Source organism: Brevundimonas sp., assembly GCF_036405315.1.
Lineage (GTDB): Bacteria > Pseudomonadota > Alphaproteobacteria > Caulobacterales > Caulobacteraceae > Brevundimonas.
Genome location: NZ_DASWXW010000173.1, coordinates 1 through 12,651, shown reverse-complemented (window position 1 = coordinate 12,651; position 12,651 = coordinate 1). Strand labels below are relative to the sequence as shown.

At 66.9% G+C, this 12,651-nt stretch carries 12 protein-coding genes and 1 pseudogene; 9 read left to right on the top strand and 4 right to left on the bottom strand.

Annotation, left to right across the window (positions count from 1 at the left end; all coding sequences use genetic code 11):
- The 8 genes and pseudogenes from sufC to VGE49_RS10795 all read left to right on the top strand — a co-directional run.
- A pseudogene (sufC, locus tag VGE49_RS10830) lies at positions 1-304 on the top strand (Fe-S cluster assembly ATPase SufC); the annotation flags it as partial.
- On the top strand, positions 301-1,323 hold the full coding sequence (gene sufD, locus VGE49_RS10825; RefSeq protein WP_331034563.1) for a Fe-S cluster assembly protein SufD: 1,023 nt from the start codon (positions 301-303) through the stop codon (positions 1,321-1,323). The pseudogene sufC and the gene sufD, both read left to right, overlap by 4 nt.
- Positions 1,302-2,555, top strand: coding sequence for an aminotransferase class V-fold PLP-dependent enzyme (locus tag VGE49_RS10820; protein ID WP_331034562.1), 1,254 nt, complete (start codon positions 1,302-1,304; stop codon positions 2,553-2,555). The genes sufD and VGE49_RS10820 overlap by 22 nt, the downstream gene beginning before the upstream one ends.
- Positions 2,556-2,560: 5 nt before the next feature.
- Positions 2,561-2,959, top strand: a complete 399-nt coding sequence (locus tag VGE49_RS10815; RefSeq protein WP_331034564.1) for an SUF system Fe-S cluster assembly protein — start codon at positions 2,561-2,563, stop codon at positions 2,957-2,959.
- 10 nt (positions 2,960-2,969) lie between these two features.
- A complete protein-coding gene (locus tag VGE49_RS10810; RefSeq protein WP_331034561.1) occupies positions 2,970-3,368 on the top strand; it encodes a HesB/IscA family protein in 399 nt (132 codons plus the stop codon).
- 1 nt (position 3,369) lies between these two features.
- Positions 3,370-4,359, top strand: coding sequence for a methionine ABC transporter ATP-binding protein (locus VGE49_RS10805; protein ID WP_331034560.1), 990 nt, complete (start codon positions 3,370-3,372; stop codon positions 4,357-4,359).
- Positions 4,359-5,015 carry a methionine ABC transporter permease gene (locus VGE49_RS10800; protein WP_331034559.1) on the top strand — a complete coding sequence of 219 codons (657 nt, stop codon included), beginning with the start codon at positions 4,359-4,361 and terminating at the stop codon, positions 5,013-5,015. Before VGE49_RS10805 ends, VGE49_RS10800 begins: the two co-directional genes overlap by 1 nt.
- Positions 5,016-5,034: 19 nt before the next feature.
- Positions 5,035-5,844, top strand: a complete 810-nt coding sequence (locus VGE49_RS10795) for a MetQ/NlpA family ABC transporter substrate-binding protein (RefSeq protein ID WP_331034558.1) — start codon at positions 5,035-5,037, stop codon at positions 5,842-5,844.
- Here VGE49_RS10795 and VGE49_RS10790 read toward each other — a convergent pair.
- The 3 genes from VGE49_RS10790 to VGE49_RS10780 form a co-directional block, all read right to left on the bottom strand.
- The gene (locus tag VGE49_RS10790; protein WP_331034557.1) at positions 5,841-6,623 is read right to left on the bottom strand and encodes a lysophospholipid acyltransferase family protein; all 783 of its coding nucleotides are present in this window, start codon (positions 6,621-6,623) and stop codon (positions 5,841-5,843) included. The genes VGE49_RS10795 and VGE49_RS10790 overlap by 4 nt on opposite strands.
- A gap of 41 nt (positions 6,624-6,664) precedes the next feature.
- Positions 6,665-7,723: a GGDEF domain-containing protein gene (locus tag VGE49_RS10785; protein WP_331034556.1), complete on the bottom strand. Its 1,059-nt coding sequence runs from the start codon at positions 7,721-7,723 to the stop codon at positions 6,665-6,667.
- 95 nt (positions 7,724-7,818) lie between these two features.
- Positions 7,819-9,357: a DEAD/DEAH box helicase gene (locus VGE49_RS10780; protein WP_331034555.1), complete on the bottom strand. Its 1,539-nt coding sequence runs from the start codon at positions 9,355-9,357 to the stop codon at positions 7,819-7,821.
- A gap of 216 nt (positions 9,358-9,573) precedes the next feature.
- Between VGE49_RS10780 and VGE49_RS10775 the strand changes: the two genes are divergently transcribed.
- Positions 9,574-9,930, top strand: a complete 357-nt coding sequence (locus VGE49_RS10775) for a hypothetical protein (RefSeq protein WP_331034554.1) — start codon at positions 9,574-9,576, stop codon at positions 9,928-9,930.
- A 44-nt stretch (positions 9,931-9,974) separates the two neighbouring features.
- Here VGE49_RS10775 and topA read toward each other — a convergent pair whose 3' ends face one another.
- Positions 9,975-12,620 carry a type I DNA topoisomerase gene (gene topA, locus VGE49_RS10770; RefSeq protein WP_331034553.1) on the bottom strand — a complete coding sequence of 882 codons (2,646 nt, stop codon included), beginning with the start codon at positions 12,618-12,620 and terminating at the stop codon, positions 9,975-9,977.
- Positions 12,621-12,651 lie beyond the last annotated feature (31 nt).

Below are 12,651 nucleotides of genomic sequence, written 5' to 3'. Positions count from 1 at the left end.
TGAGAAGAAGCGGATGGAGATCCTGCAGATGGCCCTGCTGGAGCCGTCGCTGCTGATCCTGGACGAGACGGACTCCGGCCTCGACATCGACGCCCTGCGCATCGTGTCGGAGGGGGTGAACGCCCTGCGTCGCGCCGACCGCTCCATGCTGGTCATCACCCATTATCAGCGCCTGCTGGACTACATCAAACCGGACAAGGTGCACGTGCTGGCCGCCGGCCGCATCGTCGCCTCGGGCGGCCCCGAACTGGCGCTGGAGCTGGAGGCGGAAGGGTACGACAAGTTCCTGCCGACCGCGGCATGAGCGCAGCGCCGCAAATCGACCTGACAAACGCCGAGACCTTTCCGTCCCGGCGCACGGAAGCATGGAAATACAGCGACCTGAAGCGCTGGCTTCGCGAAGCGCCTGAGCCGTCGGGCACGGCCGTGATCGACGCGGCGGGGCAGTTTGACGACCGGGGCGGAGAGGCGATCGTCTTCGCCAACGGGCGTCCGGTCGGGGTCACGGACTTCATCGCCTCGGGCGTGCAGACCCTGCGTCTGCGCTTCATCTCGGACGCGGTCGGCACCGGCCACACCGCCTCGGCCCGCATCGCCGCCCGTCCGGGCACGCGGCTGCTGCTGCTGGAAACCCATGAGGGCAAGGGCTCGGCCTATGTGGCTCACAACAAGGTTGAGATCGACGTGGCCCGCGACGCCGAGGTCACGCGCATCGTCCTGATCGAGGAACCCGAGGACGCGATTTCGGTGACGAACGCCGAGGTGCGGCTGGAGGCGGGCGGTCGCTATCGCCAGACCGTGGTCACGACCGGAGCCAAGCTGCAACGCATCGAGACGCAGCTGAGCCACGGGGCCGAGGGCGCCGACGCGCGTCTGGACGGCCTCTATCTGCTGAAGGGTTCGCGCCATGCCGACCTGACGACCGTGGTGGATCACCGGGCCGCCGACGGCACGACCAGCCAGCTGACCAAGGGCGTCGTCCACGACACGGCGCGCGGCGTGTTTCAGGGCAAGATCATCGTCGAGCGGGGGGCCGACGGCACCGACGCCCGCATGGCCCACAACGCCCTGATCGCCAGCGAACGCGGCGAGATCGACGCCAAGCCGGAACTGATCATCTACGCCGACGACGTGCAGTGCGCGCACGGCAATACGGTCGGGACGCTGGACGAGAGCGCGCTCTTCTACATGCAGCAGCGCGGCATTCCGGCCGACGAGGCCCGCGCCCTGCTGGTCCAGGCCTTCCTGTTCGAGGTCGTCGACCGCATCGAGGACGAGGCGGCGAAGGAGGTTGTGCGCGCATGGCTGACGGCCAGACTCTGAAAGGCGTGCCTGTGAGAACCTTCGACCCTTACGCCGCCCGGGCGCAGTTCCCGATCCTGTCGCGTCAGGTGAACGGCAAGCCGCTGGTCTATCTGGACAACGCCGCCTCGGCGCAGAAGCCGCGCGCGGTGATCGACGCCCTGGTCGCGTCGATGGAGGGCAGCTACGCCAACGTCCACCGCGGCCTGCACACCCTGTCGAACGAGGCGACCGAGGCCTTCGAGGCGGCGCGCGAGATCGTCGCCCGCTTCCTGAACGCGCCGTCGGCCGAGAACATCGTCTGGACCAAGGGCGGGACCGAGGCGATCAACCTGGTCGCCAACGGCGTCGGCCTGAGCATCGAACCGGACGACGAGATCATCGTCACCGAGATGGAGCACCACTCCAACATCGTGCCCTGGCACCTGCTGCGTGAACGCAAGGGCGCGGTGCTGAAATGGGCGCCGATCAAGGATGACGGCTCTCTTGACATGGAAGCCTATGCCGACTTGCTGGGGCCGAGGACCAGGGTCGTCGCCGTCACCCACATGTCGAATGTGCTGGGGACCATCAACCCGATCGCCGAGATCACCCGACTGGCCCATGCGGCCGGGGCGCGGGTGCTGGTTGACGGCTGCCAGGGCGCGGTTCACGCGACGCCGGACGTTCAGGCGGTCGGCTGCGACTGGTACGTCGTCACCGGCCACAAGCTGTATGGCCCGACCGGGATCGGCGCCCTCTATGGCACGACCGAGGCTCTGGAGAGCCTGCCGCCTTATCAGGGCGGGGGCGAGATGATCGAGACGGTCGAGAAGGAACGGATCACCTACGCGAGGCCGCCGCATCGCTTTGAGGCCGGGACGCCGCCGATCCTGGAGGCCATTGGTCTGGGGACGGCGCTGGAATGGCTGTCGGGCTTTGACCGTCAGGCCGTGGCCGCCCACGAGATGACGCTCTACAACCACGCCCGCGAACGGCTGGCTGACGCCGGCTGGCTGCGGGTGCTGGGCGAGGGTGAAGGCAAGGGCGCGCTGCTGACCTTCGCCGTCGAGGGCGCCCATGCCCATGACGTGGCCCAGATCATGGACCGTTACGGCGTCGCCGTGCGGGCTGGTCTGCACTGCGCCGAACCGCTGGCGAAAAGACTGGGCGTGACCTCGAGCACGCGCGCCTCCTTCGCCCTATATAACACCGTGGAGGATACAGACGCCTTCGTGGATGCGCTGATCAAGGCGCGGAACTTCTTCGTGTGATGAGTATGGACGCCAAGACCGACAACGCCATCAGCGACAGCGACGCCTTCGCCGCGACCTGGGACGAGCCGCAGAAGAGCGCCTTGTCGCAAGCCGAGCTGGACAAGCTGACCGACGACCTGATTGAGGCGCTGAAGACAGTGTACGATCCGGAAATCCCGGTCGACATCTATGAGCTGGGCCTGATCTACAAGGTCGATGTGTCCGACGACCGCGACGTTCTGGTCGAAATGACGCTGACGGCGCCGGGTTGCCCGGTGGCCGGCGAAATGCCGGGCTGGGTCGAGGCGGCGGTCATGAAGGTTGAGGGCGTGAAGTCCGCGCGGGCCAACCTGGTGTTCGATCCGCCTTGGGACTCTTCCAAGATGAGCGACGAGGCCAAGCTGGCCCTGAACATGTTCTGAGGACGCATCCATGACCGAGCTTCAGACCGCCGCCCGACCGCGCCGCCCCCGGCCTAAGGCTGTGACCCTGACCGACGCCGCCGCCGAGCGCGTGCGCGAGATCATGGAGAACGCCGAGAAGGACTACGTGGGCCTGCGCGTCGGTGTGAAGAACGGCGGCTGCGCCGGGCAGGAATACACCTTCGCCTATGCCGAGCAGATCGAGCCGCTGGACGAGGTGGTCGAGGACAAGGGCGTCACCATCCTGATCGAGCCCAAGGCCGTGCTGTTCCTGATCGGCTCCGAGATCGACTACGAGACGACCAGACTGGCCTCGAAATTCGTGTTCCGCAATCCGAACGAGACCGACGCCTGCGGCTGCGGCGAGAGCGTGACCATCATCCCCGCCGCCGCCCTGGACGCCGACTAGAATGATCCGACTGGAAGGCGTGACCCGGCGCTATCGCAGCGCGGCGGGCGAGCGCACGGCGCTAGACGCCGTGGATCTGACCATAGGGCGCGGCGAGGTGTTCGGCGTGGTCGGGCGCTCGGGCGCCGGGAAGTCGACCCTGATCCGCGCCATCAACCGACTGGAGACGCCGGACGCGGGCCGCATCTTCGTCGATGACCAGGAGATCACGGCGTTGAAGCCTGCCGAGCTGCGCGCCGCGCGGCGCCGGATCGGTATGATCTTCCAGCACTTCAACTTGCTGAACGCCAAGACCATCGAGGACAATGTCGCCTTTCCCCTGAGGCTGGAGGGGCGTCCCGAGGCCGAGGTCAAGGCGCGGACGGCGGAACTGCTGGCCCAGTTGGGTCTGGCCGAGCACGCGAAGAAGCATCCGTCTCAGCTGTCGGGCGGTCAGAAGCAGCGTGTCGGCATCGCCCGCGCCCTGGCTTGCGGTCCCAGCGTCCTGCTGTGCGACGAGGCGACCAGCGCCCTGGACCCCGAGACGACTGAGGACATCCTGACCCTGCTGGACGGGCTGAACCGCGACCTCGGCCTGACCATCGTTCTGATCACCCACCAGATGGAGGTGGTGCGCCGCGTCTGCGACCGGGTGGCGGTGCTGAAGGATGGCAAGATCGTGGAGCAGGGCGCGACGGCGGACGTCTTCCTGCACCCGCAGCACCCCGTGACTCGCGCCATGCTGGCCGAGGGCGAAGAGGCGTTCGACGCCTCGGTCGTGCCCGCCGGGGCGCGTCTGGCGAAACTGACCTTCCGCGGCAGCTCGACCTATGAGCCGGAGCTCAGCCGCGTCGCGCGTTCGGTGGGCGTGGACTATTCCATCCTGTCGGGCCGCATCAGCCGTATCCGGGGCGAGCCCTATGGCCAGCTGGTCGTGGCCTTCACCGGCGGCGACGCCGAGGCGGCCGTGGCGCAATTGACCGCGCGCGGCGTCATGGTGGAGGCGACCTGATGTTCGAGAATGTCGATTGGGCTGAGATCGGCCGCGCGACCGTGGACACCCTGCTGATGCTGGGCGGATCGCTGGCGCTGACGGTGATCCTGGGCGTGCCGCTGGGCGTGCTGCTCTATCTGTCGGGCAAGGGGCGGCTGGCGGCCAATCCGGTGCTGAACGCCGTGCTGTCGCTGGTCGTCAATGTGTTGCGCTCGGTGCCCTTCATCATTCTGCTGATCGTCATGCTGCCGGTGACGGTGCTGCTGGTCGGGACTTCGCTGGGGGTGGCCGGGGCCATTCCGCCGCTGGTCGTCGGGGCTGCGCCCTTCTATGCGCGTCTGGTCGAGACGGCGCTGCGTGAAGTGGACAAGGGCGTGGTCGAGGCGACCCAGGCCATGGGCGGCTCGACCTTCCAGATCGTGACGCGGGCGCTCTTGCCCGAGGCCATGCCGGGCATCATCGCTGGGGCTACGGTCACGGCCATCGCCCTGGTCAGCTACACCGCCATGGCGGGCGTTGTCGGGGCGGGCGGTCTGGGCGACCTGGCCGTGCGCTTCGGCTATCAGCGGTTCCAGACCGACGTCATGGTCGTGACCGTAGTTCTGCTGCTGATCCTCGTACAAATTCTGCAGATGATCGGCGACCGTCTGGTCGCTAAGGTCTCGCACCGCTGATTTTTCGAAAGCCTGCTCCATGATCCGCCGCTCGCTGCTGCTGTCCGCCGTCGCCGTCCTGACGCTCGCCGCCTGCGGTCAGGGCGCGGACAAGAAGGCCGGGGGCGAAGGCGCGCCCCTACTGGTCGGCGCCACCGCCGTGCCGCACGCCGAGATCCTAGAGGTTGTGAAGCCGATCCTCGCCGCCGAGGGCGTGCCGATCGAGATAAAAGTCTTCAACGATTACGTTCAGCCCAACGTGCAACTGGCTGAAAGGCGGCTGGATGTGAACTATTTCCAGACCAAGCCCTATCTGGATGAGTTCAACATCGCGCGCGGCGCCGATCTGGTGACGGTGGCCGGCGTCCACGTCGAGCCGCTGGGCGTCTATTCCAAGAAGCACGCGTCCCTGGCGGCGATCCCGAACGGGGCCCAGGTGGTGCTGCCGAACGACGCCTCGAACACCGGGCGCTCGCTCCTGCTGCTGCAAAGCGCGGGTCTGATCACCCTGCGCGATCCGACCAATCCGTTGCAGACAGTGCGCGACGTGGCCGCCAACCCCAAGGGCCTGAAGTTCCAGGAGGTCGAGGCCGCCACCATCCCGCGCATCCTGCCGCAGGTCGACGCGGCGGTGATCAACACCAACTACGCCCTGGACGCCGGGCTGAAGCCGAAGACCGACGCCCTGTCGCTGGAAGGCGCAGACAGCCCCTATGTCAACTACCTGGTGGCGCGCCCGGACAACCAGAACGACCCGCGCGTGCAGGCCCTGGCGACCGCCCTGCGCAGCCAGGCCGTCAAGGACTTCATCGCCAAGAAGTACGACGGCGCGGTGATCCCGGCGGCTTAAGCCGCCGCAGCCTCCGCCGCGAGCGCCGCCTCGTTCGGCGTCGGGACCTGTAAGGCGTGGACGATCGGCCGGCCGGTGGCTTCGGCGATCAATTCCGCCGTCCTGCCTTCGATGGCGGTTTCCAGTCGGGCCAGGAACTCATCCTTGGGCAAGCCGGTCGGAATGGGCGTCAGGAACTCCAGCGTGGCGGTTCCCGGCGTCTTGCGGGTCTCTTCCTGGGGCCAGAACAGGCCCAGGTTGGTCGCCAGGGGTACGACCGGCATGTCGAAGTCGCGATACATGTGCCAGACGCCCGAACGGTAGCGATATTTCTCGCCGACCTTGGCCAGATGGCCCTCGGGGTAGATCAGAATCTTGCGGCCCTCACGGTGGGCGTCGGCGGCCCGTTCCTTCAACGCGGCGCGGGCCGTGTGACCGCCGCAACTGTTGACGACGATGGCGCCCAGTTTCCTCAGCACCGTGCCGAGCAGCGGGAACTTTTCGAGGTGGTCGCCGGTGACGAAGGCCAGGTCGTCGAACTGGTCGTAGGTGGCGAAGCCGTCGCCCCAGCTCTGATGCTTGGAGGCGATAATGAAGGCGCCCTGCGGCAAGCGGTCCTTGCCGCGCACCCGCAGCCGGATGCCGGCGAACAGGGCCATGGCCTGCACCATGCGGCGCACATATCGGCGAATGACCCAGGTGGTGGCGCGCCGACCGGGGGCCAGGGCGGCGAACGCCGCCGTCAGACCATAGCCGATCGACAGGACCCAATAGGCGATATTGAAGGTGAGGCTTCTCATCCCGTCGTTATGACACAGGCGGGAGGCGGTTCGGCAATGGCTTAGGCGGCGGCCTGGGCCAGGTCCTCGGCGTTAGTGACGCGATTCCGGCCGCCACGCTTGGACGCGTAGAGGGCTTCGTCGGCGCGCTCGAGCAGGGCCAGAGCCGTTTCACCGGGATGACGTTCCGCGAAACCGACCGAGATGGTCACTGCGCCCAGATCGTCATTGGTCGAGCGGCGGCGCAGCGAACGCGAGGCGATCTCCTCGCGAATGGCGTTCAGCGCGGCCTCGACTGCTCCAGGCGTTTCGCCGGGGAAGATGACCGCGAACTCCTCGCCGCCATAACGGGCGGCGACGCGGGGCGCGCGCGAGATGCGCCCCAGGACGCTGGCGACGTAGCGCAGCACCTGGTCGCCAGTCTGGTGGCCCCAGGTGTCGTTGAAACGTTTGAAGTGGTCGATGTCGACGATGGCCAGGGTGACGCCCTTGCAGTCCTGTTCCGCTTCTTCGCAGATGCGGGCCAACTGCTCATCAAATGTTTTGCGGTTGGCCAGGTTGGTCAGGGCATCGGTCATGGCGTCGCGTCGGACCTGTTCCAGGTGTTCACGCAGGCGGACGACTTCGCGGTTCGAGGATTCAAGCCGCTTTTCCAGCGCCGAGGTGTGTCGTTGGACCTTGCGCGTGGCGGTCGACAGGCTGCTGACGATGGCGGTCAGAACCGTGGCGTCTTCGGCGCCCTCCATCTTGGCGGACGCATTGGTCAGGGTTTCGCCATAGGAGGCTTGCGTCCTGCGCGCGTTGTCGATGGCCTCGGCCACGGCGGCGAGTTCACGGTTCAGCACCGCTCCGACGTCGCGGATTTCTTCGGACAGGCGGCCGCGCGGCAGGAATTCGGCGGCCAGCATTTCGGCGGTGGCGTCGGTGAAAGGAATGTCGCCGGTCAGCAGGCGATGCATTTCGCGGCCCAGGGGACCTTCCGGGTCGCTGACGTAGTGCAGCCAAAGTTCAAAATTCAGAGGAGTCGGCCCAACCGACGCCTCCTGCATCGCATCCACGACACGACGCGCCAGCGCATAGGCGTCCGGGCCTCGAAGCGTGGTTTCGACCTGCGCCGTCATTCTGATTCTCGCGCCCCCAGTTCCAGTAAGGGAACTCTAGGCCAGCGATCCGTAATGAGCGGTTAAGTGCGGAACCACGCCTGACGAATTGGCCGTCAGTCCGAGAAGATCACCGGGCGCCGCAGGAAGGCCGGAACGTCGTCGCCGAAGCCGCCGCGAGCGGCCTGGACGGGTTGTTCCTTGCGTTGCTCGGGCTTTTTCGCGTCGCGAGCATGTTCACGGCGCGGCTGTTGGGGCTCGGCGGTCGCGGGAGCGGCTTCGACTGCAACGGTCGGGGCTGCTGTAGCGACTTCCGAGGCTTCGGTGCGGGTTGAACGGCGGCTACGCGAGCGACGCGGAGCCTCCTCGCTGGCGGCCTCTTCGGCCTTGGGAGCGGCGCGCGCGATCGGCTCCATCGAGGCGACGTTGTCGCTCTTGGGGATCGGACGGGGGCGATCGCTGCGGCTGCGACCACGGCCCTTGGCGTCTTCGGTGCGCGGGCGGTCCTTGATGGAGGCGAAGTCGATGCCTTCCAGCGTCAGCTCCTGCGGGTCCATCTTGATCAGCTTCAGCACCTTATCCAGCGACTTGTCGTCGGACGGGGTGACGATCATGAAGGCTTGGCCCAGCTTGCCGGCGCGGCCGGTGCGGCCGATGCGGTGGACGTAGTCGTCGGCGTGGTGGGAGACGTCGTAGTTGAAGACGTGGCTGACGTCCGGGATGTCCAGGCCCCGCGCGGCGACGTCCGAGGCCACCAGGATCTTGAGTTCGCCCGAGCGGAAGTCGGCGAGCGTCTTCATGCGCAGCGACTGATCCAGGTCGCCGTGGATCGGCGCGGCGTCGAAGCCGTGCGTCTTCAGTGACTTGGCGACGATATCGACTTCCGACTTGCGATTGCAGAAGACGATGCCGTTCTTGACGTCCTCGCGGCCGACCAGGGCGCGCAGAGCGGTGCGCTTGGCCTTGGGGTCCGAGGATGGGATGCGGACCACATACTGGGTGATGGTGTCGGCGGTCATGGCCGGGCGCGAGGCCTCGATCCGGGTGGGATCCTTGAGGAACTGCGTGGTCAGGCGCGTGATCTCGGGCGGCATGGTGGCCGAGAAGAACAGGGTCTGGCGGCGTGGCGGCGTCAGCTTGAAGATACGCTCGATGTCGGGGATGAAGCCCATGTCGAGCATACGGTCGGCTTCGTCGATGACCATCATCTCGACGCCGGTCAGCAGGATCTTGCCGCGCTCGAACAGGTCCAGCAGGCGGCCCGGCGTAGCGATCAGGACGTCGACGCCCTTGTTCAGCAGGGCCACCTGGTCGCCCATCGACACCCCGCCGATCAGCAGGGCCCAGCTGAGCTTGGTGCCCTTGGCGTATTTGGCGAAGTTCTCGGCGACCTGGTCGGCCAGTTCGCGGGTCGGGGCCAGGACCAGGGCGCGCGGCATACGAGCGCGGGCGCGGCCCGATCCGAGGCGGTCGATCATCGGCAGGGTGAAGGCGGCGGTCTTGCCGGTGCCGGTCTGGGCGATGCCCAGGACGTCGCGGCCGGCCAGGGCCACCGGGATGGCGGAGGCCTGAATGGGGGTGGCTTCGGTATAGCCCGTATCGGCGACCGCTTTGAGGGTCGTGGCCGAAAGGCCCAGCTTGGTGAATTCTGTCATGCAACCTTGAGGACGGAGGAAACGTCGTAACGTCTTCGGCTTACGGAACCGCCCCTCGTGGGCGAGTGGGCGGCGCGCATCGCCAGTCCTATCCCGAGCCTGCGGCGGTATATGGAAACCCCTACGCCTCAGTCAAGTATTTCCGTTCGGGAACCCGGCGGTTGGCAAAGCCTTACAGGTCTGTAATGTCGCCTTGGGGAAGGGAAGGGTTGTCGTATGCGTGTGAAAACGCTTGCGTTCGCCTTGGCAGCCAGCTGCGTGATCGCGCTGCCGGCCAGGGCGGAAATGGAATCAGCATTCGGAAACACCGTGATCTCCCACTATCCCGACGGGGCGTGGGTGAAACACTGGTTTGACCGGGACGGCAGCTATCGCGCCGCATTTTCGGATGGGCGGCGGTTGACGGCGCGCTGGGCCATAGAAGGCGAACGCGTCTGCCTGAACGGAATCAGGCCACGCATGTTGCTGTCGCGATTTTGCACGACGCTGGTGGAGGCCTCTGTGGGACAGAGCTGGCCGGGGCGTGATCCGCTGGGACGCCGGGTGCGCAACGAATTGGTCGCCGGGCGCTAAACGCCTCCCGATCCGCTGGGCGAATCGGGAGGCTTGGTCGCGATCTATTCGGCGTCAGCCGCCTTCTTGGCTGCCGGCTTCTTGGCCGCGGGCTTTTTCGCAGCCGCAGGTTTCTTCTCGGCGGCGGTCTTGGCCGGGGCCTTCTTCGCCGCAGGCTTCTTGGCCGCAGCCGCCTTCTTCTTCGGCGCCGCGCCGGCCTTGGCGGCCAGCAGGGGCAGGGCGGCTTCCAGCGTCAGGTCTTCCGGCGCCACGCCCTTGGGCAGGGTGGCGTTGACCTTGCCCCATTTGACGTAGGGCCCGAAACGGCCGGCCATGACCTGAACGGGGGCTTCGTCTTCCGGGTGGGCGCCCAGTTCCTTGAGCGGGGCCGTGGCCGCGCCGCGACCGGGACGACCGGCGCGCTTTTCAGCCAGCAGGGCGACGGCGCGGTTGATCCCGACCTCGAACACCTCGTCGATGTCCGAGACGTTGGCGTAGGTCCCGGCGTGCAGAACGAACGGGCCATAGCGACCCAGACCCGCCGTGATCATCTTGCCGTCCTCGGGGTGAGGACCGACTTCGCGCGGCAGAGCCAACAGGCGCAGGGCCTGCTCCAGAGTCAGGGACGCGGGGCTCCAGCCCTTGGGCAGGGACGAGCGTTTCGGCTTCTCCTCGCCCGGCGGCGTGGTTTCGACATAGGGGCCGAAGCGGCCGATCTTGAGCTGCACGGGCTGGCCGGTCGCCGGATCGACGCCCAGTTCGCGGTCGCCGCCGTCCGCGCCGCCTTCGGCGCCGTCAGGCGAGGCGACCGGGCGGGTGTATTTGCAGTCGGGATAGCGCGAGCAGCCGATGAAGGCGCCGAAGCGGCTGGTCTTCAGGCTGAGCTGGCCCTGATGGCACAGGGGGCATTCGCGTGGGTCCGACCCATCGCCCTTGTCCGGGAAGATGTGGGCGCCGAGCGCGTCGTTGAGGTGATCCAGGATGGCCGTGGTGCGCAGTTCGCCGGCGGCCTGCGTGGCGGCATGGAAGTCGGTCCAGAAGCTGCGCAACAGCGCCTTCCAGTCCAACTCGCCTGCGGACACCTCGTCCAGTTGGGTCTCCAGGGCGGCGGTGAAGTCGTATTCGACCCAGCGCGTGAAGAACTGCTCCAGGAAGGCCGTGACCAGCCGTCCCTTGTCCTCGGGATAGAAGCGGTTCTTGTCCATGCGGACGTATTCGCGGTCGCGCAGGGTCGTCAGGATCGAGGCGTAGGTCGAGGGACGACCGATGCCCAGTTCTTCCAGCTTCTTGACCAAGGTGGCTTCAGAGAAGCGCGGCGGCGGCTCGGTGAAGTGCTGGTCGGTGCGGATGGCTTCGACCTTGGCCTTGGCGCCTTCCTTCAGCGCCGGTAGACGGCCGCTGTCGTCGTCCTCGTCCTCGGCCCCCTTCTGCTTCTCGTCGCGACCTTCTTCATAGGCGGCGATAAAGCCGTCGAAGGCGACGACCTGGCCGGTGGCGCGCAGGCCGGTCTGGCCGTCCGGCGTCTCGATCTCGACCGTGGTTCGGTCCAGGCGCGCGCTCTCCATCTGCGAGGCGACCATGCGCTTCCAGATCAGCTCATAGAGGCGCTGCAGGTCGCCTTCGAGGCGCAGGGATTCGGGATGACGCGCGATATTGGTCGGACGGATGGCTTCGTGCGCTTCCTGGGCGTTCTTGGCCTTGGTCTTGTAGTAGCGCGGCTCAGCCGGGACGTAGGCCGGGCCGAAGCGATCGGCGATGACCTCGCGCGCCTGAGCGATCCCCTCGGGGCTGACGAACAGGCCGTCGGTACGCATGTAGGTGATCAGGCCGCCGGTGTCGTCGACGCCCTCATACAGCTTCTGCGCCGCCTGCATGGTGCGCTGGGCGGTGAAGCCCAGCTTGCGCGAGGCTTCCTGCTGCAGGGTCGAGGTGGTGAAGGGCGGGGCGGGCGAACGCTTGGCGGGCTTCTTCTCGACCGACTTGATGGTGAAATCGCCGGCCTTGATAGCGTCGCGGGCGGCGAAGGCCATTTCCTGGGTCGGGATGTCCAGACGCTGGATGCGCTTGCCGGCGTGCTTGACCAAACGGGTGGTGAAGGGCGGGCTGTCGGCGACAAGATCGGCCTCGACCGACCAGTATTCCTGGGCCTTGAACTTCTCGATCTCCATCTCGCGATCGACGACGATCCGCAGGGCGACCGACTGCACACGACCGGCCGAACGGGCGCCGGGCAGCTTGCGCCACAGGACGGGCGACAGGTTGAAGCCCACCAGATAGTCCAGCGCACGGCGGGCCAGATAGGCCTCGACCAGCTCCATATCCAGCTGACGCGGATTGGCCATGGCTTCGAGCACGGCGGCCTTGGTGATGGCGTTGAAAGTGACGCGCTGGACCTCGGTGTCCGTCAGCGCCTTCTTCTTGTTCAGGACTTCCAGAACGTGCCAGCTGATCGCCTCTCCCTCGCGGTCGGGGTCGGTCGCCAGGATGACGCGGTCGGCGCGCTTGGCGGCCTCGGCGATCTCGGACAGGCGCTTGGTCGCCTTGGCGTCGACCTCCCACTGCATGGCGAAATCTTCGTCGGGCAGGACCGAGCCGTCCTTCGACGGCAGGTCGCGGATATGGCCGTAGGAAGCCAGCACCTCGTAGCCGGAGCCCAGGTATTTATTGATGGTCTTGGCCTTGGCGGGGCTCTCGACGATGACGAGATTCATGGCGCTCTGTTCGGGAAATCGGGGCGCGAAC